This window comes from Pedobacter nanyangensis, from assembly GCF_003313505.1.
Classification (GTDB): domain Bacteria; phylum Bacteroidota; class Bacteroidia; order Sphingobacteriales; family Sphingobacteriaceae; genus Pedobacter; species Pedobacter nanyangensis.
In genome coordinates, this window is sequence record NZ_QMHO01000011.1 from 106338 (window position 1) to 133256 (window position 26919).

The window sequence follows — 26919 nt, forward strand, 5'->3', positions numbered from 1 at the left end:
TTAAAAGCCAAATAACAACATTAGCAAAAACTTGGGACAAATAAATCATCACCAACTTCATTAAGCCCTTCTCTAGAAATTTTAGTTACTCTTTTACTATCTTAGGGATAACATAACCTGCCGTTTCCCCCGATTTGCCTTAAAATTACCTAACCGAAAATAATCTCTCATGAAACTGCTTACTTTCGCCTACCTGAATTTGGTGTTTTGTACTACCTTATTTGCACAAAACACAACTCCTAAACCTCATGGTGCCATACCTTCTGCGCGACAATTAGCATGGCATAACGTTGAACTTTATGGCTTAATACACTTCACCCCTACAACTTTTGAAGACAAGGAATGGGGATACGGCGATGCTGACCCTTTGAAATTTAATCCGAGGGAATTTAATGCTGAACAGATTGTTCTGGCAGCAAAAGCCGGAGGTTTAAGAGCCATTATTTTGGTAGCTAAGCACCATGACGGTTTTGCGTTGTGGCCCACTAAAACTACTTCTTATAATATCTCTAAAAGTCCTTATAAAAATGGCAAAGCCGATATGGTAAAGGAGTTTGAAACCGCAGCCAGAAAACATGGGCTTAAATTTGGGGTTTATTGTTCGCCCTGGGACCGAAACAACCCATATTATGGTACGGAAAAATACCTCCCAATTTATCAGGAACAACTCAGAGAACTTTACACCAATTATGGCCCTCTTTTTATGAGCTGGCATGATGGCGCCAATGGTGGCGATGGCTACTATGGAGGCGCTAAGGAAAACCGTGCAATTGACAACACCACTTATTACGATTGGGAAAACACTTGGAAAATTACCAGAAAGCTACAACCCAGCGCAAATATTTTTAGCGACGTTGGCCCTGATGTACGTTGGGTAGGCAATGAAAAAGGTATTGCAGCGGCAACTAGCTGGGCTACTTTTACGCCTATGCCGCCACAGGGAAAAAATGTTGCCGTACCAGGCCAGGCGAATTATCCCCAAAGCCCAACGGGGATCAGAAATGGAAAATATTGGATGCCCGCCGAATGTGATGTACCATTAAGAAAAGGCTGGTTTTTCCACGCCAATGAGCGGCCCAAAACTCCCGAAGAACTCTTTGATTTGTATTTGAAAAGTGTGGGCAGAGGCGCAGGTTTAGATTTGGGACTTGCTCCTGATCAAAGAGGTATTTTACATGAGGATGATGTGGCTGCCCTAAATAAATTCGGAACTAGGCTCACCAAAACCTTTTCAAATAATTTAGCCACTAAAGCAACCATAATAGCTAGCAACATCAGAGGTTCAAATTTTAAAACTAGCCATCTAAAAGACAACAATAAGAGTACCTATTGGGCAACAAACGATGATGTAAAAAGTGCCACCATTTCCCTGAGTTTTAAAACGCCAATCACTTTTGACATTATCAGCCTTCAGGAATATATTCCACTGGGCCAACGGATTGAACAGTATCACATTGAAGCAATGATAGACGGCAAGTGGCAGCAAATAGCACAAGGAGAAAGCATTGGCGCTAAGCGTTTAATTAAATTAGACAAGCCTGTCTCCTCGCGGTTGATACGAGTAAAGATCAACAAGTGCCCAGCCGCTATTACATTGAGCGAAATAGGTCTCTTTTTATTGGGGTAAAGGCGATGAGATGCGCCCCAAACTATCCCTAAACTTAGCCTGCATTTTCATGAGGTTGGTAATTTTTTCGGACACCGCTTTCTTGTATTGATGACCGCTTTTAACATCTTTCATCAAAAGTTCTGCGGCTTCGTAGGTTTCCTTGGCAATTGCTGTCCTTAGTTTTCTATCGAGGGTGAAATGATCATTCAGTTTGAGCTTCCCCATTTTTTCTACCACTTCCAAATTTGCTTTGCTGGGCCTAATTCCAAACAAATTAACATATTGAATCTTTTGGTCTCTAGAATAGTCGGCCTTCATCCACAGTACTCTATTAAAAACAAACGCATTGATGTCAAATTGCTTTTTTAATTTTAAAAATTCCTCATGCTGATAAACCGTAGTAAAAGCTAAAACGACATAACTAAATGCTCCAAAAACCACTATTACCACTGCATATTTTATGGCAGGATAAACTTTCTTCACCTCCCATCGATGATCGAAAACCAAGAGGTAAGTAATCACAAAGCCAGAAATCAAACCACCCAGGTGGCAGGCGTTATCAACTCTTTCACTGATGCTGCCGTTCATTAACATAATGCCCAGTACAAAAACGGTGCTCACCAATAAAGCCTTGTTCGCATTCCTCTCAAAAAATTTGTTCAGCAATAAAGCCATCATGGCGCCAAAAAGCCCCATAATAGCGCCTGATGCACCTACGGTATAAATATCCTCATGGTAGGCAATGCTGGTTAAACCGGCACAAATGCCACTTAATAGGTAAATCAGCAAAAAGTTCTTCCAACCAATCTTATTTTCCAACATCAGCCCCAAATAAACAAAGGCATACATGTTGAAAAAAAGATGCCTGAACGAACCATGTAAAAACTGATAGCTAATTAAGCGCCAATAATCCCCTTCCAGCACCAGTTTTCTGTTGAGTGAGCCCAGTGAGCTAAGCTTCATGAATATATTGGTGATTTCCTCTGGCGGTACTTGCCGGGCTGCCAAAAACATGGGCGCAGCAACTAGCAGCGCAATCCAAGCGAGGAAACAGCATATATTAAACAGCAAAAGAATTGGCGCAGCAACATATCCCTTTCTGGGAACAAACAGGTAAAAAATGTTCTTGATTTTATCCTTTACCGCTAAAGGTGCCTTTTCAAAATAGTGGTCGTCTTGTTGTTCAGCAAATTCATGAAAAGCACGCACCTGTTCTTCCCATTGCTCACTCAAATGGTACTGTACATACTCAAATTCGTGAAACAGCTTTTCTAAATTGGCTTCGTTTTTCCCATAATCATTAAACAGCAGTTGCATGCCCACACATTCGCTCTTCACCACGGCAAAGTTGCCGTGAATACGCACGGTTACTTCTTCGCTGTAAGACTGAAATGAAAGTGGGGTATAGGCAATAATACCCGATTCGGAGACATGGCTCAACTTCCAACCGAGATTTTCGAAAGCCTGTTTAACAATAATCAAATACTTATCTGATGGAAAATCAGCTAAGGGAATAAATTTTTCAACCTTGGGAGAATATCCCCAACTGATACTCATGAGCCTTAATTTTTTTAGTCTGCTTTTTTGGCTTCGATTACGATGTAAGGCGATAATTGCCTCGAATCAAAGGGAAATATCTTGGTAAAAACCTTGCCAACCAACCAAGAGGTTTTCTTAAAGATTCTTACTGCCGCTGATTTTTCCTTCTCGTTCTCTAACCAAATACTAAATTTACCAAAATAATTGGCTTTTAAAACTTTGAGCCCTGCATTTTCTACGATCTGCTTTAACAGCTGAGGATCCATGCAGTTGATGTTATGCTTATCGTAATTTTCCTTATCAAAGTTTTTTTGGAACCAACCATTAACCGCCTTAAAATTGGGCAGGGTAATAAAGAGGGTCCCTCCTGGGTTTAAAAATGATATGTGCCTGCGGATAATGTCCTCGGTATCGTTAAAATGCTCAATCAATCCGCAGCTTAACACCAAATCATATCGCTGTGCTGGCTCATAATTAAATAAGTCGGTCTCAATGATGTGAATATCGTCTTTACCTAGCCCGTTAGCTTGTAAAAGTTGATGCGTAATAGGCTCATGTACAAAGTAATCGAGCAAAGTAACATCCAGCTTCAAATACTTTTTTAAAAAAACAGCGTAATATCCCGGGAAGCCGCCAAGCTCGATGGCAGTTTTCACCTGATTTCGTTTAACGATTTCCTTTAGCTGCTGATGGAATAAATAATTTTCTGGGATGGTTACGGCAAGATCTGTTTTGCTTTCCCAATATTTCACCCAAAAATCTCTGTCGGTAAGTAAGTTTGCCATTTTGTAGCAGTAAACTTACGAAGTTTAACTTTAATTGCCTGTAGTTTTCAAGTGCATTATTGTTAAAAACTTCGTAAGTTTTTTAGTGTTTGGATATTATTTCAGTTCTTTCATGATTTCGGCCACGGCTCTTTCCAATTGAGGGTCTCTACCTGCCAATCTATCCTCGAAAGTGTTTTTCACCGTAATATCTGGTGCAACACCTTCTTTCTCTAAATTCTTTCCATCCATGGTATAGCAGCCCCATGATGGTAAGCGATAAGAAGACCCATCAACCAAGCCCTTAGCAGAGGTAAAAATGATCCAACGATAGGTTTCTGTACCGATGATTTTGCCCAGCTTCAATTGCTTAAATCCAGCAGCGGTCATCTCGGCATCACTTAAAGATTGCTCGTTAATTAACAACACAATAGGTTTTACGGCAGGGCCGAAATTACTTTGGGTAGTTAGCTTACCACCACGATATTTCCATTTTAGGTACGGGCGTTGCGATAAAAAGCGCAATACTTCGTCGTGAACATTTCCGCCAGTGTTATATCGTAAATCTAAGATAATTGCATCCTTGTTATTTTCCTGTTCTACCATATCCAACAAAAAGGTTTGCAGTTCGCCGGCGCCCATGTTTTTCATGTACGAATAAGCGATACGGTTTTTGCCCCAGTTGTCTACATTTTTGCGATTATTGGCAATCCATTCGTCGTACAAATTCGATTTTAAGCTTGCGGTGTTTTGCGGGTGTACGTTTACATTTACAGGCTTGCCATTACGGGAGAAAGTCAGGTTCATTTCCCTATCAATAGAGGGCTTGCTGAAATAGTAGTCCCTGTCCATTGCTTCATCAACTTTTACGCCGTTTACATGCGTCAGAATATCGCCGCTGGCAACTTTACCTCCCAGCAATGCCGCACTACTTTTGGCTACAATCCTATCTACCTGATAAGGTTTTTCATTATTAAAGATGATTCCTGTTTCATTGGTAAAATAGTTCATGTTTTTACGTTCCTCGGCGCCAAAGCTGTTAAAGCCCATGTGGGAAGAATTGAGTTCGCCCAGCATGTCATTTAACAAAATACGTAAGTCTGAACGGTTGTTCACGTATGGCAAATAGGCCGCATAGCGAGTTTTCATTTTCGGCCAATCAACCCCATGAAAATCATCATCGTAAAAGTTTTCGTCCAAACCTACCCATGTTTCATAAAACATCTGGTTAAACTCGGCATTCAAATTTTTGCTGAATTTGTAGCTATAGTCCATCGCATCCAGTTTGTTCATGTCGATGTTGTACTTATTAAGCACTCCCCTAGCCAATACAAAGTGCTTGCCCGCAGCTTCGGCAATGCCAAAACCGCCAGGTGCTACCTTTTCTGTTTTGTTGTTTTCAAAAGGTTCAATAACCGTTCTATAGGTGCTCATCGGCATTCCTTCGTGGCTTGAAGTGTAAAACACATAGGTTTTATCGCCCTTGGCTAAAACTTCCGTTAAATATTGGGTGCCAAAAGCCGGGCTTACCAACTCTATCCTGTCTAAAATACGGTCAGTGTTAATGGTAATCAGTTTTGCTGTTGGCTTAGTCTCTGCTTTCTTCTTCGCAGTATCGGCAGTTTTTTTGGCATCCTTTGTTGGTGCAGTTTCTTTTGGAGCTGCTGGTGGATTTTCCTTGAACAGCTCATCAAACTTATCGGCACGGTAAGGTGCATCGTAGTAATCCAATGCCATACGATACACATGCGCATCTTGCATCCCGAAAGGATAAGAAGGCTTGGTGCGGTTACTGGTAAAATAGATGTATTTTCCGTCTGGCGACCAAATTGGACTGGACTCGGTTACGCCTGTATTGGTTAAATTAGTGGTTTGGTTGGCCTTAAGATCATGCACCAAAATGTCCTGCTCAAAATTACGGTAGACCGTAAAAAGCAAGTATTGCTCATTTGGCGAGAAGCTAGGCGAAGATTCCTGGATAGCCCAGAACTCATCCTTTAGCACTGTTTTGCTTTGTAAGGTTTTCAGGTCCATCAACCGCAATTCATTCCTCCCGCTTAAATAAACCGCCTGGGTTTTGCTTTTGTTAAAAGCAATGGCCCTATTATTTGCCTTGTCATTGGTCAGTTGTTTTGGGGCCGATTTTCCATCACCAACTACCGTAAACCAGTTTTGGTAACCATTAACGGTTTGATTGAAAAGGATGGTTTTGTTATCTGCCAACCATTTCAGTTCCATCGCACGCTCACCGCTATTGCTAATCTGGCGGATAAACTTTCCATCTACATCACTCACAAACAACTCTCCTCGTGAAATGAAAGCCATTTTTTTACCATCTGGCGATACATCGAAATTGAAGATATTGGCTTTTACCTCATACTCTTGTTCTTTGGTCAGCACTTGATTTCTAAAAGAACTGATATTGATTTTTTCAGCTTTTTTAGAAGCTACGTCATACACATACAACTGATAGTCTTTCTCAAAAACAACGGTATTGCCATTAGCCGCTACAAATGGGCGTTTAATAGAAGTATCAAACTTGGTAAGTGCTGTTTTTTTACCACCTACAAAAGTGTAAAGGTTGTACTCCTCATTGGCTTCGTCCGAAACAAAGTAGATATTCCCTTTTTGGTCAACAGAAGTCCAAAAGTCTTTGCCAATATAATCGGTGTAACGTTTATACGTTTTGGTTTTAGGATTGTACGATTGGATATCAGGATTAAAAGCACCTTTGTAGCGCTTGCGGTTAGCAAAGTTCCTGCTTTCCCAAGTATCGCTAAAAAACAAGCTGCCATCTGGAGCCTCGGCAATATGGTGCGTAGTATTAAAATAGTTTTCAAACAAACGTACCGCAGTACCGCCGTTGATGCCTACCTTATAGCTCGAAAAGTTGTTATAACGGCTAGAAGTAAAATAAATGGTTTTCGAGTCCCAGCTCCAGTTATCCACTTCATCGGTACCATCATTAAAGGTTAACTGTTTGATTTCGCCACCGGTCATTGGCATTACATAAACGTCAAAATTGCCATATTGATTGGACGAAAAAGCCAACCACTTGCCATCTGGCGAGATTTTAGGATTGATTTCATCGCCCTGCATCGCGGTAATTCTTGAGGCTAAGCCACCTTTAACGGGCACTTTCCAAATATCGCCATCGTAACTAAATACCACGGTTTGTGCGTCTGGAGATAAGGCTGGACAACTGGCAAAATAAGTTTGGTTTTGGGCTTTTACCATTAACGGTAACGACAAAAATGCGAACGCAAGCTTGCTGAATAGGTTTTTATTCTTCATTTTTATAATGATAAGTTTAGTTAATTTGAGTAACGGTTTTACAAACCTAAACAATAAAATGTATTTTTGATTGCTTTGAAAGTAGTACACCTCAACACATACGATGGCAACGGCGGCGCTGGTAGGGCGTGTTTACGTTTAAGCGATGCGCTGAACCAAGCAGGTATTGATTCGAAGGTATTGGTCTATTATCAATTTGGCAACAATCCGGGCATCTACAATTTAAGCAAAAGTCCTTTTGCTAAAGCCAAGGCCGTTTTTAACATCATGGCCGAACGATACTTGGCCAAATTATTTTCAAAAAAAGAGGTAAAAACGCCTTTTTCCTTACAGTGGTTTGGCAAAAGCGTTCTTAAAAATAAGCTGGTAAAAGAGGCTGATGTTATTCACATCCACTGGATTAATCACGGCTTTTTAAGCCCTAAATTTTTAGCGCAGCTTGATGAACTGGAAAAACCTATTGTTTGGACTTTCCATGACAGTAATGCTTTTACAGGTGGATGTCACGTGCGTTACAGTTGTGAAAATTTTCACAGGCAATGCGGCAATTGCCCCTTGCTGAAAATGAGTGGGCCGAAAGACATTTCCCACCAAACGTGGAAACGCAAACAGAAAGCTTACTCGGAAGTAAATTTCCATGTGGTGGCTCCAAGTAGATGGATGGCCCAATCGGTAAAAGAAAGTAGTTTATTGGGATTAAGACATACTTCGGTGATTCCAAATACCATTGAGGTGGATGTTTTTAAACCTTACGTAAAGGCCGAAGCCAAGAAAATCCTTAAGATAGCCCCTGAAAAATTTGTACTGATGAGCGGCTTTATGCCCTCTAAAAATGATAAGCATAAAGGCACTCAATACCTTATTGATGCCCTGTTTGAACTTTCCCGTCGACCAGAAATCCCTAACGAGCAAATAGAACTGGTTATTTTTGGTAATAAGAACGAAGAAAATATTCCTAAGTTCCCTTTCAAAACCACCTTTTTGGGAACCATCAATAAGGATGAACATCTAGCTAAATGCTATGCTGCAGCTGATGCTTTCATCACTCCTTCTCTGGAAGACAACCTACCCAACACCGTGATGGAAAGTTTGGCCTGCGCTACACCTGTGATTGCTTTTACCACTGGTGGTATTCCCGATATGGTGAAACACCTCCAAAATGGCTATTTAGCTAAATATGAAGATGCTTCTGACCTGGCGGATGGTATCGAATGGCTATTTCTGCATGAGCAAAAGGAGGAAATCCAAAAGGAAGCTCGCAGAACGGTGCTGAGCACTTTTGCTCCGCCTGTAATTGCCGAACAACATGCCTTGCTTTATTTAAAGTTGCTGGATGACATGCCGAAATAAGTGGAAAGTGAGTTAAACCAAAAATAACTAATATAGATTGCTTCGTCGTACCTCCTCGCAATGACGTTGCTATTCCCGTCACTGCGAGGAGGTACGACGAAGCAGTCTCCAACCTAGCTAATCAACAAAACACGAAAGCGTTAATATACAGAGATTGCTTGTGCCTCGCAATGAAGCACCTATTCTCGTCACTGCGAGGAGGTACGACGAAGCAGTCTCCGACCTAAGCAATTGACAAAAAATATTGAAAAAGCACTAATTTAGTATCTTAATAATTCGTGACAGCCAAACAAATATTATGGCATTGTCCAATAGGGATTGTTTCGTGCCTCGCAGTGACGAGAATAGGTGCGTCATTGCGAGGAACGAAGCAATCTATAACCTATTAGAAGAAAAGGCTGCAAAATCAATTTAATCAATAAAAAAACATGGAAAGAGGTGGGCTAGTTTACATCTTAACCAATAAATCTAACGCCGTTTTATATACGGGAGTAACTTCTGATATTGCTTATAGAATCTGGCAGCATAAAAATCATGTTTATCCAAATAGTTTCACCTCAAAATATAACTGTGAAAAATTAGTTTATTATTGTTTCTATCCCACCATCGAAGAAGCCATCGATGCGGAAAAACGTATTAAAGCAGGTAGCAGACTAGCCAAAATAAAATTGATAGAAAGTTTAAATCCTCAATGGAAAGATTTATACGATGAGATAAATATTTAATCATTATCCGATAGAGATTGCTTCGTTCCTCGCAATGACGCACCTATTCCCGTCACTGCGAGGAACGAAGCAGTCTCCAACCTAGCTAATCAACAAAACACGAAAGCGTTAATATGCAGAGATTGCTTCGTCGTACCTCCTTGCAATGACGCACCTATTCCCGTCATTGCAAAAAACAGCTTGGTCCTGCCTTCTTAAAAAAGAAACTTCAACCAAAAATCCACACTCAAAATAACGGACTAAATCCTTAAACTTGTACCATGCTTCCCAAACTGTCTATCATCACCATCGTGTACAACAATGTAAAGGACATTGAACGCACCATGCTTTCCATCCTGAACCAAACTTATCCCAATATAGAATACATTGTGATCGACGGCGCCTCTAATGATGGCACCTTGGAAGTCATCAAGAAATACGAAGACAGTATCGCAACACTGATTTCGGAAAAAGACAAAGGTATTTACGATGCCATGAACAAAGGCCTAGCAATAGCCACGGGCGATTACGTGTTGTTCATGAACTCAGGCGATGAAATTTATGAACCAGAAACCGTTGAAAAGATTTTTGCCTCTGCTCCCAACGCTGATATTTATTACGGCGAAACTGAGATGTACGACGAAAATTGGAACAGTTTAGGCAGGCGTAGGCATCAAGCACCTGAGCATTTCACTTGGGAAAGCTTCAAATATGGAATGAGCATCAGTCATCAGGCCATTTACATCAAACGTAGCCTAACAGAACCTTACAACTTGCAGTACAAGTACAGTGCAGATATTGATTGGATCATTAAAATCGCCAAAAAGGCCTCCAGCATTGTCAATACCCATTTATACGTTGCCAAATACTTAGTGGGCGGCATGAGCAAGAAAAAGCATCGCGAAAGTTTAAAAGAACGCTTCCATATTTTTAGCCATTATTATGGTTTCTTTTCAAACCTCATTAATCATATTGTAATTGCTTTTAACCTGGTATTCTATTTTCTAAAACATAGACGGACCAATGATTAAAACCGTATTTATTGTTTCGATCCTATCTCGCCAAATGGCAATTCTAGTTTTCTAAAAACAATCCTTCCAAACTTCTTGTATTAAATAAGATTGTTTTATTAAATACATAAAGAAAATGGGAAAGTTGAGCAATAAAAACATCGCCATCCTATCAGAGAATGGCTTCGAAGAATCTGAATTGTTTGAACCACTAAATAGGCTAAAAGAAGAAGGCGCCAGCGTACGCATCATTTCCAGCAAAAAAGGTGTTATTAAAGGAATGAAAGACCACCAATGGAGCAAAGAGATTGAAGTGGACAATGCGGTAGAGGAAGTAAACGTAAATGATTTTGATGGACTGGTATTGCCTGGTGGCGTGATCAATCCTGATGCGTTAAGAGCCAATGATAATGCCGTAGCCTTTGTGAAAGATTTTTTCAGAAAAGGGAAGCCTGTAGCGGCAATATGCCACGGGCCACAAACCCTGATCAATGCTGAAGTAGTAGAAGGCAGAAAAATGACTTCCTACAAATCCATCAAAAAGGATTTGGTAAATGCCGGGGCAACTTGGGTAGATGAAGAAGTAGTGGTGGACCAAGGTTTGGTAACCAGCCGTAGTCCGCAAGACTTGCCCGCCTTTAATGATAAAATGGTGGAGGAATTTGCCGAGGGCATTCACGAAAAGCAACACGCTTAATACCTGGTTTTGGTTTTGGACTTTAGCGTTCAAAACCAAATTTTACATTATACTGAACTGCGAGTATCAAATAATCCTAACTTTGTAAGCATGGATATTCAGTTTATCTTGATGATTGCGCTTTTTGTTGCTGCCCTGATTTATGTGGGCAGGGTCATTTATCGTAGCATTACCCCTAAAAAAGGTTCATGCGCAACAGGCTGTGGCAAATGTGGGGCTGATTTCAGTAAAATACCTGACACCAACACCAAGTAGATGTTAGAAAAATTCCAGGCCTATTTAAAAGAGCGACTTGCCATTACCGATGAGCAAGCCAAGGAAGCTACGAGCTGTTTGAAGACCAAAACCATTAAAAAAGGAGCGATTTTATTAAGTCCTGGCGATTTAAGGTCAGACAACTATTTCATTAACGAAGGTTTGTTACGTTATTTTTCTATTGACGAGAAAGGCAAAGAGCACATCATACAATTCGCTCCGGAAAACTGGCTGCTTTCAGATCGGAACAGTTCTGTTTTTAACGAACCATCTGTTTTTTATATCGATGCCATAGAAAATACCGAAGTGCTTATTGTACCTAGCCATTTCTTCGTTGATATTCAAAAACTCCTTCCGCATATTTTAGAATTGAATATCCGGATGTTGCATAACTCCATCAGGTTTATGCAAAAACGCATTAACATGTTATTGAGCGCAACCGCCGAAGAACGCTATCTGGACTTCATCAAACTTTACCCCAACCTAACTTTAAGGGTTCCGCAGTGGATGATTGCCTCCTATTTGGGCATTACTCCCGAATCATTGAGCCGCGTACGTAAAGACCTTGCGAAAAAACATTTCAAATAAATTAGCTAATTTTCCAATTTGATCATTAGCTAATTACTTAACATACATCAATGTCCGGCCAACATTGTCGCCGTAAATTTGTTGCATAAAATTTAACAATCTAAAAATTAAAATATTATGGCAACAACAAAATGGGCTTTAGACCCCACCCACAGCGAACTACAGTTTAAGGTAAAACACTTGATGATTACTACCGTTACTGGTAGCATCAAATCTTTCCAAGCTGAATTAGAATCTGACGGCGACGATTTTACCAATGCAGCGATTTCATTTTCAGGAGACATCAACTCTATTGACACAGGTAACGGCGATAGAGATGGTCACCTAAAAAGTGGTGATTTCTTTGAAGCTGAAAAATACCCTGCAATTACTTTCAAATCTACCAGCGTAGAGAAAGATGGCGATGATTATACCGTAAAAGGTGATTTGACCATTAAAGACGTAACAAAAGCGGTAAAATTGAACGCCGAATTTGGAGGTATTGCAACCGATCCATGGGGAAACACCAAAGCTGGATTTACCCTAAGCGGTAAAATTAACCGTACAGAATTTGGTCTTACCTGGAATGCTGCCTTAGAAACTGGCGGTGTAATGGTTAGCGAAGAAGTAAAAATCTTAGGCGAGCTACAGTTTGTAAAACAAGCTTAGTTTTAATATAGAAAGGAGGCAAACATGCCTACAACATTCAAAAAAGTTGCTGCTATTCTAAATCCTACAGCCCCACACATGGTTGGCGATGGATTTAGGGTGCACAACTTCTTCCCAAGCGGATATAAAATCAAAATGGATCCGTTTTATTTACTCGATTACAATGCTAAACTCGAGTTCTCGCCAAGTAACACCCCAAGAGGTGTAGGCGTACACCCCCATCGCGGATTTGAAACCGTAACCATTGCCTATCACGGTGCCGTGGCGCATCATGACAGTGCAGGCAATAGCGGTGTCATTTATCCGGGCGATGTACAATGGATGACTGCTGCCAGTGGTATATTGCACAAGGAATACCATGAGGAAAACTACAGTAAAAAAGGTGGACCTTTCCAAATGGTACAACTTTGGGTAAACCTGCCGGCTAAACATAAAATGACAGCCCCCAAATATCAGTCGGTTACGCATCGCGAGATGGCCAGCTTCGAGCTTCCCAATCATGAGGGAAAAATTGAAGTGATTGCGGGAAATTACAATGGGGTAAAAGGAAGTGCATCCACCTTTACAGAAATAGAGCTATATAACTTACGTCTTAAAGCAGGTGCCAAAGCTCATCTGGAAACACCAGCGCATTTTAACACTGCACTGTTGGTGATTGAAGGAAGCATTGCGGTGAATGGGAATGAAAAAGCAACGACCAATCAACTGGTCCATTTTGCCCATGAAGGAAATGCCATCACCATAGAAGCGAGTGAAGATGCCGTGGTATTATATCTTTCTGGTGATCCAATTAATGAGCCTATCGCTCAATATGGCCCTTTCCTGATGAACAAACCGGAAGAATTACAGCAAGCCATTGAGGATTACAATACAGGAAAATTTGGCTATTTGGAAGAGTAGGTGACATGTTTCGGGTTATGAGATTAAGATGTATGCAACCTGTACACCAATACCTCGGTTGCGAAGACCTTGGAGCTTCATCCTATCTTCTTTCAAGACCTCGACGAGGTCCAATCTTTATAAAAACAATCGACTAACATAGATGCGACTCTTACGGAGTCGTATGCCCTTGGAACCGTTATACTATAAAGATTGAAATCCTTCGGATTTTGTTCAAATCTCAATGAGTGTTCCCATATCCTCATTTCGACTAAAGCATAAAAAAAACGGAGAAATCTATGATGTTAGATTTCTCCGTTTTTATTGATGAAGTGTTAGGAGATTAGTCACATAACTTGTAACTCTTAAACTTTCTCGATCAAACAAACAGCGTAAGCTACTACACCTTCTTCCCTACCAATAAAACCCATTTGTTCATTCGTAGTGGCCTTAATTGAAATATCTTCGATAGAAATGCCCATTGCTTTTGCAATATTCTCTTGCATCTGCGGAATATGTGGATTGATTTTAGGCGCTTCCAAACACAGCATGGCGTCGATATTCCCAACCTCAAAACCTTTTCCCTTGAGTAGTTTAACCGTTTCCTGCAACAAAATCAGGCTACTAATACCTTTCCATCTGGGATCGGTATTTTTAAAATGAAAGCCGATATCTCTCAAATTAGCAGCGCCAAGTAGCGCATCGCAAATGGCATGTAATAACACATCCGCATCCGAATGCCCAAACGCACCCCGGTGATGATCTAAATTTACACCTCCTACCACAAATGGATGATTGTCCTTTAACTGATGGACATCAAAACCAAACCCAACTTTAATACGCATTATTTACTTACTTTATCGATATTCCATGACAAGCTAAACCTTAAGGTGTTAGCCAAAGGGCTATTTTGAGCATTAGCTACAAGGTAAGAAAAATCCAGATTAAACATATTGTATTTCAAACCAGCACCTAAGGTAAAATATCTTCTATCACCTTTTTGAGGATTTTCGTAGAAATATCCAGCCCTTACGGCGAACTGTTGGTTGTAAGTATATTCAAGGCCTGTGGAAATAGCTACTTCTTTGAGTTCTTCCTTAAAGCCTCCTGGTGCATCGCCAAAAGAGCCTATAATTCCCGAAGGTACTGATCGATATGGATCTTTTCCTGAAATGATATTTCCATCTGTATCCCTAATTGGATCGGTAGGAACCATCAATTTATTGAAATCAAGTGCTATGGTAAACTGGTTATAATCGTCGATGATAAAAGTTGAAGCTCCGCCCAATTTCATGTTGGCTGGTAAAAATCTTCTGTTTTGCGTTTCCGCAAAGCTCATCTTTGTACCAATATTGGAAAGGTTCAAACCTGCCGATAAAATCGCATCTTTGCCAAAAAGTACGGTTGGTTTTTTAAAGAATGCCGAAACATCCACTGCCACGGCACTTCCTGCTTTTTGCTGGCTGCCCCCTATTTGTCCGGTAGTTAAATTTGAGCGGATAAAACGTGCAGTAGTTCCCAAGGAAAAGTTATCACCAAAACGACGGGAATAGGTCGCATCAATGGCAAACTCATTTGGGCTAAAGGTTCCCTGGTTATTTCTAAATTCATCTACCAAGGTAATTTCTCCCAATGAAAAATATCTTAACGAAGCCCCAAGCACAGTTCTATCATCAAGCTGGTAATAGCCACTCAAATACGCCAAATTGATATCAGGAACCAAATTTTTAAGCCAAGGGCTATAGGATAAACTCACTCCGTAAGGCTTTTCCAAAAAAGCAAGCTTGGCGGGGTTAATGCTCATAGCGTTACCGTCTGGCATTACCGCAACACCAGCTTCGCCCATGGCGCCTGCACGTGCATCAGGAGTAATCAATAAAAACGGTACATCAGGATAAACACCATTGGTTTGCGTTACACTACTACCAGTAGATTGCTGAGCAAGCGCATTCTTTCCAACTAAAAACGATAAAAGCAACAAAGCGCTACTTAGGCGGTTTAATCTCATTTTATATCTAATATTTGCGCAATTTAGTATAGAGTTCGTTAATTTCAAAGCCTTATCGCTACGCTAATTGCATTCTCACAACTAAACGTTTTATAGCGGGCAATATTGTTCTCATTTCACCGAAATAGAAAAAACAGCAAGCAGGCCGCTAAGCTGCTGCCATCAAAAGTTACTGCGCTTAGTCGAAACCCGACCAAAAAGATCGCATTTAGCCACAGCAAACCCCACAATTTGGGGAAAATTTTCCTTAATTTATTTTTTCAAAAAGATACTAACAATATCCTATGGTTTTCAACGTTTAGTTGCTAAAATAGAGATTGTTCCATATTGCTTTTAAGCATTTTAGGCGGCAACTTTTTTAGGGAAAAAGGGCAAATAAAAAAGATTTTTTATTTCTAGCTCTTTTTTTGTGTATTTTTAACAACTAAAGTGCAATTTACGATATATGAATAAAATTTACTTTTACGCAGTGGTATCCTTATTCGGTGTTGGAGCATTAAGCTCCTGTGGACCTAAAGGCGGATCTGCGGTATCTGAAAAAACCGGCTATGCTTACAATAAGCGTGAAAACGGCGGTTTTGAAGTAAAAAAGAACTATAAGAGAGGACCTGGCCCAGGTTTAATGGAAATTGAAGGTGGGGAGTTTATCATGGGCGGCAGTGCCATTGAAATTCCAGGCCAGGACATGACCTCCTACAACTATAAACGTCAGGTGACCGTAAGCTCTTTCTACATGGACGAGACCGAAGTTTCGAACACCGACTGGCTCGAATATCTGCATTGGATCAGAACAACTTTTAGAGGTAAGCCAGAACTTGCGGAATACTATTACACCGCCTTGCCCGACACTTTGGTTTGGAGAAGGCCTTTGTCCTACAACGAACCTTACGTAAACAATTATTTAAGGCATCCCGCCTATGGAGACTATCCGGTTGTAGGCGTAACCTGGCAGCAAGCTGCAGATTATTGCGTATGGCGTACCGACAGGGTTAATGAGCTGATTTTAAGAGAAAAAGGCTTTATGACCACCTTTAAAGACCTTAATAAACCTACCGCAAAAGGCGGAACGCCCGTAAAGAAATCAGACACCATCTTTAACACCGATGTGTATCTGAATGGACAAATCAAAGATATTGGTAAAAAAGCACCATTAGATTTAAGCGCCAATGCCGCCCCTACTACCGGCAAAAATAAAGCTCAAAGAAACGTTAGGTTGGAAGATGGTGAAATTTTCCAGCCCTATCGCTTGCCCACAGAAGCCGAATGGGAATATGCCGCAATGGGCTTGATAGGAAATACCCAATATGCCAACATCAATGAAAAGAAAGTTTATCCTTGGAACGGTTTGGGCATTACATCGCCCAAAAAATCAACCAGAGGGATGATCCTGGCCAACTTTAAACGTGGCAAAGGAGACTATATGGGTGTAGGTGGTTCACTGAACGATAAAGGTAGTATCACTCAATCTGTACGTAGCTTTACTCCTAACGACTTTGGCCTTTACAATATGGCAGGGAACGTGAACGAGTGGGTACAAGACGTTTATCGTCCTAACACTTTTGAAGCTACCGAAGGTTTAAATCCTTTTAGGGGCAATGTTTATGCTGATAAAGAAAGAGACCCGCAAAATAGTGTGATCAAAATAGATGGCAAAGGCCGTCCTGTGATGAAACCTGCGGGAACCGGTGTAAAACAAACTTGGGCGCAACTACAATCACAATATGTAGATTCGACTTACAAAGCAGACCAACGCGGTTACAAGGATGCGGAAAAAGATTTGCCAAATGGCGAATTACTTACCTTATACAATGACAAATCTAGGGTTTACAAAGGTGGTTCATGGAATGACCAGGCCATGTGGCTAAATCCTGCGGCTAGAAGATTTTTACAGGAAGACGAATCGACTGCTGATATTGGTTTCCGCTGTGCAATGACCATGCTTGGGGCGCCAGAAGTTAGGTCGGCAGGCAAACCTCAGTTCAAAAACAAAGGCACTAAACCATTTAAGGTGAAGTAACAAGCGTTTCGCTTCAAAAAAAGTCCCATAAGCAATATGCCTATGGGACTTTTTTTGTTTTACATCACTCCTAAATAAAATGAATTCGCGTAATTATTGACTAACTAAAAACCACCAATAATTCATTCTTCTCCACCTTATCTCCTTGTTTAACTGCTATTTTTTTAATGATGCCATCAGTTGGCGATTTGATCATGTTTTCCATTTTCATGGCCTCGAGTACCAAAAGATTATCACCTTTTTTCACCTCTGTTCCTTCGCTTACCAACACATTAAGCACCAGCCCAGGCATTGGGGCTTTAATTTGCAGTATCTTGTTGCTGGAAAGATTATCCATTCCCAGTTGTTTCAAAAGCAAATCCAATGGAGTCGTTACCTGCACCTGGTAAACGTTCCCATTTACTTTGATATGGGCCAGCTTTTCGGCCTTATCAAAAGCTACCACTTCGACAGCATAAGATTTATTGTCGTGAATGATGTGGCTAGATTGTGGGCCTATTTTCAATAAATCAAAATCAGTAGGTTGATCATTGACCTGTAAAACATCTTGGATAAAATCCATATCAAACTGATAATGGCTATTTACGGTTACTTTATTCATAAGTTAGTTGGTTAAGGCGTACTGTATTAAATTTGCGCCCATTTTTAGGGCGTTATTTCTACTTTCTTGAGTGTCGGAAGGATAAGTTCCAAAGTCTTCCCAGCCATTGCCCAAATCGCACTCGTACGTGTAAAAGCAAACTACCCTGCCTTTATAAATAAGCGCAAATCCTTGCGGGCGTTTGTTGTCATGCTCGTGGATTTTTGGCAAGCCATTGGGAAACCTAAATTTCTGGTTATAGATTTTGTGGTTTGCTGGCAGTTCCACAAAATCAAGCTCTGGAAAAACTTTCTTCATTTGTGGGCGGATAAACTTATCCAAACCGTAGTTATCGTCTATATGAAGAAAACCTCCGCCAATGAGGTATTTCCTCAAATTTGCCACCTCTTGAGCATTGAAGGTCACATTTCCGTGCCCAGTCATATATATAAAAGGGTAATTGAACAGTTCGGCACTGCCCACTTCTACAATACCTTCATCTGAAGCAAAATTTGTGGCAATGTTCCGGTTACAGAAAGCCATTAGGTTGGGCAGTGCTGTCCGGTTAGCATACCAATCGCCACCACCAGCATATTTTAATTTACCTATTTTATAGGTTGGGGGAAAGGTGAAGGCCGTAAAAAGTAGAAAGGTAAAAGATAAAAGAATAAGGATAAAGGAATAAGGGCGAACCTTTATTCTTCGACCAAAAGATCGTATAGCCTTTAATCCTCGTTCTTTGTTCATTAATCCCTATTTAAAAAATTGATTTCAAAGCAAGCCGCCAAACCAGCAGTTTCTGTACGCAGGCGGGTGTTGCCTAAAGTTACTGGTTTATATCCGTTCTGCAAAGCAAGCTCAATTTCTTTCGGCGTAAAATCTCCTTCAGGGCCAATTAAAATCAGGTATTTTTGATGAGGTTTAATCAGCTGCGAAATGGCCCGTCTACTATCTTCATCCATGCAATGCGCAATCATTTTAACCTCGGCATTGCTCTGTTTAATAAAGTCCTTAAAGGCAATCGCTGTGTTTACTTTGGGATGATATGCCGTTAACGATTGTTTAACCGCCGAGGTAACCACCTTTTCCAAGCGCTCTTCTTTCACGATTTTACGTTCAGAGCGTTCGCAAATTACAGGGGTTACTTCATCAATGCCAATTTCTGTAGCTTTTTCTAAAAACCACTCTATCCTATCAATGTTCTTGGTAGGGGCAATAGCGATATGGAGGTAGTGGTTACGCTTACCAAAACCTTGTTGCTTGTCAATAATGTTTAAAAGTACGGCCCTTTTAGCTGTTTCGGCAATTTGTGCTACATACAATCCGCCAACACCATCAATCAAATGAACCGTATCACCTTGTTTAAGACGCAAAACCTTGTTACAATGGTTGCTTTCTTCCTCGTTTAGGGTATAGGTATCTGAGGTAATATCTGGTGTATAAAATAAATACATGATTTAGCCGAACATAAGGTTAAGCGATAAGCGAATTGGCGCAATACGCCAAACGCTAAACTTATTAATGCAAATCTACCATGTCACTTTTGTTGATGACGATCTCGAGTTTTACCGTTTCGATATTTTGCTCGGTTTTTTTAAGGATGGTAAACAAATAGCCGTAACATTCTTCGCTATCCCCTACTTCCGGGATTTTACCAAAAGCGTGCGAAACCAAGCCACCAACGGTATCAAAGTCTTCATCTTCGGGCAAATCATGAGGCAAATGTTCGTTTACATCATAAACCGTAGCATAGGCGTTTACCACGAATTCCGTATCGCTGATTTTCTCCACAATGGGCTTTTCCTCATCGTACTCATCTTGGATCTCGCCAACAATTTCTTCCACAATATCTTCTAACGTTACCATACCTGCGGTACCGCCAAACTCGTCCAAAACAATGGCAATTTGGATGCGCTTCTGCTGTAGCTCGCTTAAAAGATCGTTGATTTTTTTCGTCTCAGGAACAAAATATGGTTTCCTAATAATATCGGCCAAAGTCCATTCCTTATTGCTCGCTAACAGTGGCAATACATCTTTGGCATGGATAATCCCAATGATTTTATCGATAATGTCGTCGTACACGGGCATACGAGAATAGCCTTCGGAAATGATTTTTTCTACCACTTCATCTTTGGATGTTTCCAATTCTATCCCTGATATCTTGGTACGGGGCACCATGATGTTTTTTACTACACGCTCGTTAAAATCAAACACATTCTTGATCAGCTCGTGTTCGTTATCTTCCAGGGCACCGCTTTCCTTACCCTGATCCAAAAGATATTGTAACTCCTCGTTACTGTGTATCGAATCATGGCCCCCAGAAGTATTAATGCCGAAAGGTTTTAGGATGATGGTCGCTAATCCGTTCAATGCCCAAATAAATGGCCTGAAAAGGATATAAAAGCCCTGTAAAGGGGCCGAAACAAATAAAGTGGTAGCCACTGGTCTTTGGATAGCCAGCGATTTTGGCGCCAGCTCTCCAAACACGATGTGCATTACCGTAATGATTGAAAAAGCAACCACCGTAGCTGCCGAGTGTAGGAATGCATCGCTAACAGCAATATCCAGGCTGTTAAACATGTTCAGGAAAATAGTGTGCATTACACCTTCACCTACCCAACCCAAACCCAGTGAGGCCAAGGTAATTCCCAGCTGCGTAGCTGCTAAATATCCGTCTAAATTGTGAACAATATTTTTAGCCATTTTGCCCAATCTGCTGCCAGACTTGGCTTTGATTTCAATTTGCGAGGCCCTTACTTTTACAATTGCAAATTCGGCAGCCACAAAAAAACCATTTAAAAAAACTAAAAACAGCGCAAACAATAGGCGCCACCCTATTGACCCACCATCCGAGTCGGCAGGAGTTACCACTGCCAGTATTGATGTTGGGATATTTGTTAAAAAAGCCACTAGGGGCGTACAGACGGAGTATATCATTAAGAATTATCTAAATGTATTATTATAGAGCTCAATACTCTCATTGATCACCTTATGTGCATATCTTACACCTAATAAATGCTCAATGGTAACTTGTTTGTTCTCTAATGCTTTATAATCTTGAAAGAACTTTACAATTTCTTTCATGGTATGCGGGGGCAATTCGCCCAAATCGTTAATGTAGTTAACTGATGGATCATTTTTAGCAACCGCTATAATTTTATCATCTTGTTCGCCATTGTCGATCATGTGCATTACACCAATTACCTTGGCTTCGATAATGGTCATTGGGTAAACATCTACGGAGCATAACACCAAAATATCCAATGGGTCCTTGTCGTCGCAATAAGTTTGTGGGATAAAGCCATAATTGGCCGGATACATTACTGAGGAGAACAATACCCTATCTAACTTTATCAGGTTAGAATCTTTGTCTATTTCATATTTTGCTTTTGATCCTTTTGGGATTTCGATAATTGCATTTACTGTTTCTGGCAAATTTTCGCCAGGAGATACGCTGTGCCACGGATGGGTTTCGTCTTTGATCATCTTTTTCTTTAAATCTCTGTGTCTTCTAAATTACTAGTATTCTTTGATATTTTATTTTTTATAAAGGTAATCACCAATGGAATTGTTGTAATTACAATAAAACCCATGATGATGTAACCCAAATATTCTTCTATTTGTTTGGAGAAACTCTTGCCCAAAAAATAGCCCAACAAAGTTAAGGAACAAATCCATAAAAGTGCACCTGAAACATTGTAGAGTACAAATTTCTTGAAATCCATTCGGATAATACCCGCTACAATTGGCGCAAAGGTTCTTACAATAGGAACAAAGCGTCCCATAATTAAGGCGAAAGCGCCTTGCTTACGATAATAATCTTCTGCTGTTTTAAGGAATTTTTTCTTGAAGAAAAAGGTATCTTTTCTGGTGTGGAGCACCGGCCCGGTCTTTCTGCCGAACCAATATCCAGTGAAATTCCCGGAAATGGCGGCAATAATCAGCGAAAATACCAGCACATAAATGTTTACGTCTAATTTACCCGTGGCCACAAACATTCCTGCTAAAAAAAGGAGATAATCGCCTGGCAAAAAGAAGCCGAAAAAGAGGCCTGTTTCAGCAAAAATAACGAAAACAACCAAGTAGAAACCACCTTCGCGCAGCAGTTTTTCAGGATCTATAAGATGCTGTAGGTGGTTCCAAAATTGCTCCATAGTTACAATTATTTGTAAAACTACAAATAATATTCTACATCGCTAGTTATATCAGGTTTAAAATAAGCGAAGGATAAACGCCTAAAAGCAAGATTACTATCGTAGAAACGACTAAAACTACTTTGTACTGCATTGGGGTATCTAATTCTATTTCTTTGCCCTCTTTAAAGTAAACGGCAATGATTACCCTGAAATAATAATAGAAGCCAACTAGGGCGTTTAATATCGCGATGACCACTAGGATGATCTGATAGTTCTCTAATACGTTTAGGAACATGACATATTTACCTATAAAGCCTGCTGTTAACGGAATACCTGCCAACGATAGCATAGCAATAGTCAACGCCAGTGCCGCTAAAGGATTGCGTTTTGCCAGGCCGTTAAAGCTTTCGATATCGTCGCTGCCTGTTTTTTGTTTTACGTTAATAAGCACCGCAAAAGCCACAATACTGGCAAAGGTGTAAGCCGCTGCATAAACCAAAACATTACTTGCCGAACTTGCGGTTAATACCACTAATGAAAACAACAGATAACCTGCATGAGAGATACTAGAGTAGGCTAGCATTCGCTTGAAGTTCTTTTGATACAAGGCGGTAATGTTGCCTAAGCACAGGGTGATGATGACAATCACCATTAATGCGGGCATCCAGAAATCGTGCAAAGGCTCAAAAGCACCTGCAAACAATCGTAGGAAAGCCGCAAAACCAGCCGTTTTAACTACGGTTGACATGAAGGCGGTGATCAATGAAGGTGCTCCTTCGTACACGTCTGGTGTCCAGAAGTGGAAAGGGGCAGCGCCAACTTTGAAGCAAAGTCCAACCATCATCAAAATAATGCCTGGATAGAATAATGGCGAAACATTGCTTACGTTATTCACCAATACATTTTGAATAACATCAATATCAAAAGAGCCAGTAGCTCCGTAAATCAAAGCAATACCAAATAGCAAGAAACCTGTAGAAAAAGCACCCATTAAGAAATACTTCAACGAAGCCTCGTTAGAAGCAAAATTAAGCTTTCTAATTCCTGCTAAAATGTATAAACATACCGACATGATCTCAACCCCGATAAACAACATCGAAAGGTTTTTGTAGGAAACCATGATTACAATACCACACAACGCAAATAGGATCAGGGTAAAGTATTCGGCTACATTTGGACTGTTTTCTGCAAAATAACGCTGTGTGAGCAGAAAAATCAAGAACGTACCAATAATGGAAATACCTGCAAAGGCCAATGCAAAATTATCAATCTGCATCATTCCAAAATGAACAGTTGGTTGGTTCCATGAGCAAATGGCAAAGCCCAAAGAAACCAAAAGGCCAAGCAAAGTTAAAGGCAGCAATGCCTTTTTTGCCTTAAACAATCCTGCATAAAGTACTACTAAAGCCGTTACGGCAATGGTGATAATAATATTCATTTGCTTAGTTAACCCCTGTTAATTTATGATTAATCTGTTCCAATAAATGCTGTACCGAGGCATCTGAAATTTGCAATAAAGGTTTTGGATAAACCCCAATTACGATAATCAATGCACAAATGGTGTACAACACTACTTTTTCCGTTCCGTTAATGTCTTTAAAACTTGCTGTAAGTGCGTTCGTTTCGCCCAGCATAATTTTTTGGTAGCTTCTAAACATATATACCGCTCCAAAAATGATGGTTAAGCCTGCTACCGCTCCCAACCAGGCATGGTAGTTGTAAACGCTCATCAGCAATAAAAACTCGCCAATAAAACCGTTAGTACCTGGTAAAGCTACCGTTCCCAGTAAAATGATGAGGAAAGTAATGGCCAATTGAGGAGCAACTTTCGCTAAGCCACCCAATTCATCAACTTTGTTGGTTCCCAAACGTGATTGGACGATATCCAACACGAAAAACAAACCAATTACGTTGATACCGTGGCTCAACATTTGAACCATACTTCCTTGTAAACCTTGGTGGCTTAAAGTGAAGATACCCGCCGCAATTAAACCTACGTGACTAATAGAAGAGTAAGCCACCAAACGTTTAGCATCTTTTTGCATGAAGGCAATAATGGCAGCGTAAACCACGCCAATAACGGCCAATAACATCACTACACAGCTCCAATCTTGTACGCCGTGAGGTACCACAGGCAATAACCATCTGATGACCCCATAGATACCCATTTTTAACATGATACCTGATAGCAACATGGTTCCTGGAGTTGGTGCTGTGGTATAGGTATCTGGCTGCCAAGTATGAAATGGGAAAATCGGCATCTTGATGGCAAAAGCGATAAAGAACGCCCAGAAAATCCAGCCTTGTTGTGTAGAATCTAATTCTAATTTATAAAACTCAGCCAGTTCAAAATTGTTCGCTGGATTTTGTAGGTATAAGTAAATGATCCCCAACAGCATGAACAATGAACCTGCAATGGTATACACAAAGAACTTCATGTTTACTTTGATACGGTCTTTACCGCCCCAAGTAGCACAAATGAAGTAAATTGGAATTAAAGCGGCTTCCCATCCGATATAGAACAAGAAAGCATCCAAAGCAGTGAATACTAAGAGTAGACCAGCCTGCATGAATAAAATTAGTGCATAAAAGGCATTGGCATTTTTATATTCGTGCTTATAGCTTGCAAGGATAATCAAAGGAGTTAAAACGTTAGTTAATAACACCGTGATCATACTAATTCCATCGATACCAACATGAAAATTAATGCCCAGCTGCCTAATCCACTGATAGTTAACCGAAAACTGTGTACTCGCATCTGGAGTGAATTTGCACAATAAACCTATGGCTACTGCCAATGAGAAAATTGAAAATGCTAATGCTGCTACCTTAGCCGTGTTTTGCTTGGCAAATAAAGCGGTGGCAATTGCGCCAACTAAGGGTAGAAATATGAGTATTAAAAGTTCCATTTATAATGTTTGAACCAAATTAAGCGATAGACAAATAAGTGTACAGCAATAGTGCTACGATACCGATAACCATCATCATGATGTAATAACCTACGTTACCCGACTGCAATAAGCGCAAACTTTTACTTCCTTCGTTGGCAGTCCAGCCCAGGCCGTTCACCAAACCATCTATTACTTTGTTGTCGATAATTTTATAGAAGAAAGTAGAAAAAGCGTCCAAAGGTTTTCTGATGATGGCATCGTAGATCTCATCCAAATAGAACTTGTGATAAGACAGTTTCTCCAAAGCTGTTCTAGGTGCTTCATCAGCTACAGGTACTTCTGCTTTTTTAACATACTTGCTGTAAGCTAAAAGAATAGCTACCACCGCTGCCAATACTGAAACGCCCATCAAAGTAAACTCTGTAGTGTGATCTAACTCCAAATGGCTTTGAGTAACCTTTGCACCCGTTAACCAGTGTGCCAACCATTCATTTCCGCCAAATACATGTGGAATGTTTAACAAACCTCCAACTGCTGCTAAAATGGCCAATACCACCAATGGAATAGTCATGGCTTTTGGCGACTCGTGGATATGCTCTTCGGTGTGGTGGGAGCCCCTGAATTTTCCGTAAAAAGTCAGGAACATCATACGGAACATATAGAACGCCGTTAAAAATGCGGTTAATACCCCTACTCCCCAAAGAACCGGGCTATGTTGGTAAGCATGCGCTAAAATTTCATCTTTAGAAAAGAAGCCAGAAAATGGCGGGATACCTGCAATGGCAATGGTACCAATCATCATGGTGGCAAAAGTAGTTTTCAATTTCGCTTTCAATCCACCCATGTGGCGCATATCCTGCTCGTGGTGTAAAGAGTGGATAACCGCACCAGCTCCCAAGAATAATAAAGCTTTAAAGAAAGCATGGGTCAGTACATGGAAGAATGAACCAGTATAAGCACCCACACCTAAACCTAAAAACATATAGCCTAATTGCGATACGGTTGAATAGGCCAATACTTTTTTGATATCGGTTTGTGTTAACGCAATTAATGCCGCAATTAATGCCGTTGCGGCACCAACAATGGCAATAATATTTTGTGTAAATGGTGCCAGATCAAACACCACGCTTGAACGGGCAATCATGTAAATACCTGCCGTTACCATGGTAGCTGCGTGGATTAATGCCGAAACTGGGGTTGGACCAGCCATCGCATCAGGCAACCAAGTAAACAAAGGCAACTGCGCCGATTTACCACAGGCTCCGATGAATAACAATATGCCGATGATAGCCATGGTATTATCGCCAGGCAACATGTTGGCCGCTTGAGGGAACACTTTTGCGAACTCCAAGCTTCCAAAAACCTGGAACATCAAGAATACGCCTAAAAGGAAACCTAAATCGCCAATACGGTTCATTACAAATGCCTTTTTAGCGGCACTGGCATAACTGTTGTTTGTGAACCAAAATCCAATTAATAGATATGAACATAATCCTACGCCTTCCCATCCAATAAACATCACGATGTAATTTGACCCTAAAACCAAAATCAACATGAAGAAGATGAAAAGGTTCAAGTAAGCGAAGAATTTGCCAAAGCCAGCATCTTCGTGCATATAAGCCGTAGAGTAAATATGGATAAGGAAACCAATTCCAGTAATGATCAAGAGCATGATAGCGCTCAAAGGATCATATAAAAACGATAAAGGAATTTTTAAATCGCCAACACTAATCCAATCGAAAAAGTTAACGGTAAATTGCTTTTCTACGCTTGAGCTTAACTCAAAAAAGAAACAAACGCTAAGCATAAATGAAGCTAAAACCACTCCGCTTCCAATGAAGCCTACAGCACCTTTGCTCAATGTATTACGGCCTAAGCCATTAATCACAAAGCCTAAAAGCGGAAGAACTGGAATTAACCAAAGTAAACTTGTAATCATCTTATTTTATT

At 40.5% G+C, this 26919-nt stretch carries 24 protein-coding genes; 10 read left to right on the plus strand and 14 right to left on the minus strand.

What is annotated here, in order from left to right; genetic code table 11:
• Positions 1-169 precede the first annotated feature (169 nt).
• On the plus strand, positions 170-1627 hold the full coding sequence (locus tag DUT71_RS16180; protein ID WP_113663582.1) for an alpha-L-fucosidase: 1458 nt from the start codon (positions 170-172) through the stop codon (positions 1625-1627).
• On the opposite strand, the gene DUT71_RS16185 is transcribed toward DUT71_RS16180, so the two are convergent.
• The 3 genes from DUT71_RS16185 to DUT71_RS16195 all read right to left on the minus strand — a co-directional run bounded on the left by DUT71_RS16185 (position 1616) and on the right by DUT71_RS16195 (position 7206).
• The gene (locus DUT71_RS16185) at positions 1616-3166 is read right to left on the minus strand and encodes a rhomboid family intramembrane serine protease (RefSeq protein ID WP_113663583.1); all 1551 of its coding nucleotides are present in this window, start codon (positions 3164-3166) and stop codon (positions 1616-1618) included. The genes DUT71_RS16180 and DUT71_RS16185 overlap by 12 nt on opposite strands.
• Before the next feature lie 14 nt (positions 3167-3180).
• Positions 3181-3933: a class I SAM-dependent methyltransferase gene (locus tag DUT71_RS16190; RefSeq protein WP_113663584.1), complete on the minus strand. Its 753-nt coding sequence runs from the start codon at positions 3931-3933 to the stop codon at positions 3181-3183.
• Between the two features lie 96 nt (positions 3934-4029).
• Complete coding sequence (locus tag DUT71_RS16195) at positions 4030-7206, minus strand: S41 family peptidase (protein WP_113663585.1); 3177 nt, start codon at positions 7204-7206, stop codon at positions 4030-4032.
• A gap of 66 nt (positions 7207-7272) precedes the next feature.
• On the opposite strand from DUT71_RS16195, the gene DUT71_RS16200 reads away from it, so the two are divergent.
• From DUT71_RS16200 to DUT71_RS16235, 8 genes are all read left to right on the plus strand, one after another.
• The gene (locus tag DUT71_RS16200) at positions 7273-8556 is read left to right on the plus strand and encodes a glycosyltransferase (protein ID WP_113663586.1); all 1284 of its coding nucleotides are present in this window, start codon (positions 7273-7275) and stop codon (positions 8554-8556) included.
• A 428-nt stretch (positions 8557-8984) separates the two neighbouring features.
• On the plus strand, positions 8985-9281 hold the full coding sequence (locus DUT71_RS16205) for a GIY-YIG nuclease family protein (RefSeq protein WP_113663587.1): 297 nt from the start codon (positions 8985-8987) through the stop codon (positions 9279-9281).
• Positions 9282-9541: 260 nt separating this feature from the next.
• Positions 9542-10291 (plus strand): glycosyltransferase family 2 protein, encoded by a 750-nt coding sequence (locus DUT71_RS16210; protein ID WP_113663588.1) that lies wholly within the window; start codon positions 9542-9544, stop codon positions 10289-10291.
• A 115-nt stretch (positions 10292-10406) separates the two neighbouring features.
• Positions 10407-10967: a type 1 glutamine amidotransferase domain-containing protein gene (locus tag DUT71_RS16215; RefSeq protein WP_113663589.1), complete on the plus strand. Its 561-nt coding sequence runs from the start codon at positions 10407-10409 to the stop codon at positions 10965-10967.
• A gap of 90 nt (positions 10968-11057) precedes the next feature.
• Complete coding sequence (locus DUT71_RS16220; protein ID WP_113663590.1) at positions 11058-11222, plus strand: FeoB-associated Cys-rich membrane protein; 165 nt, start codon at positions 11058-11060, stop codon at positions 11220-11222.
• Positions 11223-11810 (plus strand): Crp/Fnr family transcriptional regulator, encoded by a 588-nt coding sequence (locus tag DUT71_RS16225; protein ID WP_113663591.1) that lies wholly within the window; start codon positions 11223-11225, stop codon positions 11808-11810.
• Positions 11811-11927: 117 nt separating this feature from the next.
• Positions 11928-12458 carry a YceI family protein gene (locus DUT71_RS16230; RefSeq protein WP_113663592.1) on the plus strand — a complete coding sequence of 177 codons (531 nt, stop codon included), beginning with the start codon at positions 11928-11930 and terminating at the stop codon, positions 12456-12458.
• A 24-nt stretch (positions 12459-12482) separates the two neighbouring features.
• Positions 12483-13358 carry a pirin family protein gene (locus DUT71_RS16235; protein ID WP_113663593.1) on the plus strand — a complete coding sequence of 292 codons (876 nt, stop codon included), beginning with the start codon at positions 12483-12485 and terminating at the stop codon, positions 13356-13358.
• A 344-nt stretch (positions 13359-13702) separates the two neighbouring features.
• On the opposite strand, the gene ispF is transcribed toward DUT71_RS16235, so the two are convergent.
• A complete protein-coding gene (gene ispF, locus DUT71_RS16240) occupies positions 13703-14182 on the minus strand; it encodes a 2-C-methyl-D-erythritol 2,4-cyclodiphosphate synthase (protein WP_113663594.1) in 480 nt (159 codons plus the stop codon).
• The gene (gene porV / locus DUT71_RS16245; protein ID WP_113663595.1) at positions 14182-15345 is read right to left on the minus strand and encodes a type IX secretion system outer membrane channel protein PorV; all 1164 of its coding nucleotides are present in this window, start codon (positions 15343-15345) and stop codon (positions 14182-14184) included. Before porV ends, ispF begins: the two co-directional genes overlap by 1 nt.
• Before the next feature lie 445 nt (positions 15346-15790).
• Here porV and DUT71_RS16250 point away from each other — a divergent pair, with 445 nt between their 5' ends.
• Positions 15791-17362 (plus strand): SUMF1/EgtB/PvdO family nonheme iron enzyme, encoded by a 1572-nt coding sequence (locus DUT71_RS16250; RefSeq protein ID WP_113663596.1) that lies wholly within the window; start codon positions 15791-15793, stop codon positions 17360-17362.
• Between the two features lie 100 nt (positions 17363-17462).
• On the opposite strand, the gene DUT71_RS16255 is transcribed toward DUT71_RS16250, so the two are convergent.
• The 9 genes from DUT71_RS16255 to nuoL all read right to left on the minus strand — a co-directional run bounded on the left by DUT71_RS16255 (position 17463) and on the right by nuoL (position 26905).
• Positions 17463-17963 carry a biotin/lipoyl-containing protein gene (locus DUT71_RS16255; protein ID WP_113663597.1) on the minus strand — a complete coding sequence of 167 codons (501 nt, stop codon included), beginning with the start codon at positions 17961-17963 and terminating at the stop codon, positions 17463-17465.
• 3 nt (positions 17964-17966) lie between these two features.
• Positions 17967-18689: a DUF4159 domain-containing protein gene (locus DUT71_RS16260; RefSeq protein ID WP_113663598.1), complete on the minus strand. Its 723-nt coding sequence runs from the start codon at positions 18687-18689 to the stop codon at positions 17967-17969.
• On the minus strand, positions 18689-19396 hold the full coding sequence (locus DUT71_RS16265; RefSeq protein WP_113663599.1) for a 16S rRNA (uracil(1498)-N(3))-methyltransferase: 708 nt from the start codon (positions 19394-19396) through the stop codon (positions 18689-18691). Before DUT71_RS16265 ends, DUT71_RS16260 begins: the two co-directional genes overlap by 1 nt.
• A 64-nt stretch (positions 19397-19460) precedes the next feature.
• Entirely contained in the window at positions 19461-20879 is a 1419-nt protein-coding gene (locus tag DUT71_RS16270; RefSeq protein ID WP_113663600.1) for a hemolysin family protein, read from the minus strand.
• Positions 20880-20885: 6 nt separating this feature from the next.
• Positions 20886-21428 (minus strand): inorganic diphosphatase, encoded by a 543-nt coding sequence (locus DUT71_RS16275; protein ID WP_113663601.1) that lies wholly within the window; start codon positions 21426-21428, stop codon positions 20886-20888.
• Positions 21429-21436: 8 nt separating this feature from the next.
• A complete protein-coding gene (locus DUT71_RS16280; protein WP_113663602.1) occupies positions 21437-22096 on the minus strand; it encodes a DedA family protein in 660 nt (219 codons plus the stop codon).
• Between the two features lie 46 nt (positions 22097-22142).
• Positions 22143-23516: an NADH-quinone oxidoreductase subunit N gene (locus DUT71_RS16285; protein ID WP_113663603.1), complete on the minus strand. Its 1374-nt coding sequence runs from the start codon at positions 23514-23516 to the stop codon at positions 22143-22145.
• A 4-nt stretch (positions 23517-23520) separates the two neighbouring features.
• Complete coding sequence (locus DUT71_RS16290; protein WP_113663604.1) at positions 23521-24987, minus strand: complex I subunit 4 family protein; 1467 nt, start codon at positions 24985-24987, stop codon at positions 23521-23523.
• Positions 24988-25006: 19 nt separating this feature from the next.
• Entirely contained in the window at positions 25007-26905 is a 1899-nt protein-coding gene (gene nuoL / locus DUT71_RS16295; RefSeq protein WP_113663642.1) for an NADH-quinone oxidoreductase subunit L, read from the minus strand.
• Between the last annotated feature and the right edge of the window lie 14 nt (positions 26906-26919).

Coding starts and splice junctions, on each gene's coding strand:
- DUT71_RS16180 (WP_113663582.1), top strand. CDS start 170: ATGAAACTGCTTACTTTCGCCTACCTGAATTTGGTGTTTTGTACTACC.
- DUT71_RS16185 (WP_113663583.1), bottom strand. CDS start 3,166: ATGAGTATCAGTTGGGGATATTCTCCCAAGGTTGAAAAATTTATTCCC.
- DUT71_RS16190 (WP_113663584.1), bottom strand. CDS start 3,933: ATGGCAAACTTACTTACCGACAGAGATTTTTGGGTGAAATATTGGGAA.
- DUT71_RS16195 (WP_113663585.1), bottom strand. CDS start 7,206: ATGAAGAATAAAAACCTATTCAGCAAGCTTGCGTTCGCATTTTTGTCG.
- DUT71_RS16205 (WP_113663587.1), top strand. CDS start 8,985: ATGGAAAGAGGTGGGCTAGTTTACATCTTAACCAATAAATCTAACGCC.
- DUT71_RS16210 (WP_113663588.1), top strand. CDS start 9,542: ATGCTTCCCAAACTGTCTATCATCACCATCGTGTACAACAATGTAAAG.
- DUT71_RS16215 (WP_113663589.1), top strand. CDS start 10,407: ATGGGAAAGTTGAGCAATAAAAACATCGCCATCCTATCAGAGAATGGC.
- DUT71_RS16220 (WP_113663590.1), top strand. CDS start 11,058: ATGGATATTCAGTTTATCTTGATGATTGCGCTTTTTGTTGCTGCCCTG.
- DUT71_RS16225 (WP_113663591.1), top strand. CDS start 11,223: ATGTTAGAAAAATTCCAGGCCTATTTAAAAGAGCGACTTGCCATTACC.
- DUT71_RS16230 (WP_113663592.1), top strand. CDS start 11,928: ATGGCAACAACAAAATGGGCTTTAGACCCCACCCACAGCGAACTACAG.
- DUT71_RS16235 (WP_113663593.1), top strand. CDS start 12,483: ATGCCTACAACATTCAAAAAAGTTGCTGCTATTCTAAATCCTACAGCC.
- ispF (WP_113663594.1), bottom strand. CDS start 14,182: ATGCGTATTAAAGTTGGGTTTGGTTTTGATGTCCATCAGTTAAAGGAC.
- porV (WP_113663595.1), bottom strand. CDS start 15,345: ATGAGATTAAACCGCCTAAGTAGCGCTTTGTTGCTTTTATCGTTTTTA.
- DUT71_RS16250 (WP_113663596.1), top strand. CDS start 15,791: ATGAATAAAATTTACTTTTACGCAGTGGTATCCTTATTCGGTGTTGGA.
- DUT71_RS16255 (WP_113663597.1), bottom strand. CDS start 17,963: ATGAATAAAGTAACCGTAAATAGCCATTATCAGTTTGATATGGATTTT.
- DUT71_RS16260 (WP_113663598.1), bottom strand. CDS start 18,689: ATGAACAAAGAACGAGGATTAAAGGCTATACGATCTTTTGGTCGAAGA.
- DUT71_RS16265 (WP_113663599.1), bottom strand. CDS start 19,396: ATGTATTTATTTTATACACCAGATATTACCTCAGATACCTATACCCTA.
- DUT71_RS16270 (WP_113663600.1), bottom strand. CDS start 20,879: ATGATATACTCCGTCTGTACGCCCCTAGTGGCTTTTTTAACAAATATC.
- DUT71_RS16275 (WP_113663601.1), bottom strand. CDS start 21,428: ATGATCAAAGACGAAACCCATCCGTGGCACAGCGTATCTCCTGGCGAA.
- DUT71_RS16280 (WP_113663602.1), bottom strand. CDS start 22,096: ATGGAGCAATTTTGGAACCACCTACAGCATCTTATAGATCCTGAAAAA.
- DUT71_RS16285 (WP_113663603.1), bottom strand. CDS start 23,516: ATGAATATTATTATCACCATTGCCGTAACGGCTTTAGTAGTACTTTAT.
- DUT71_RS16290 (WP_113663604.1), bottom strand. CDS start 24,987: ATGGAACTTTTAATACTCATATTTCTACCCTTAGTTGGCGCAATTGCC.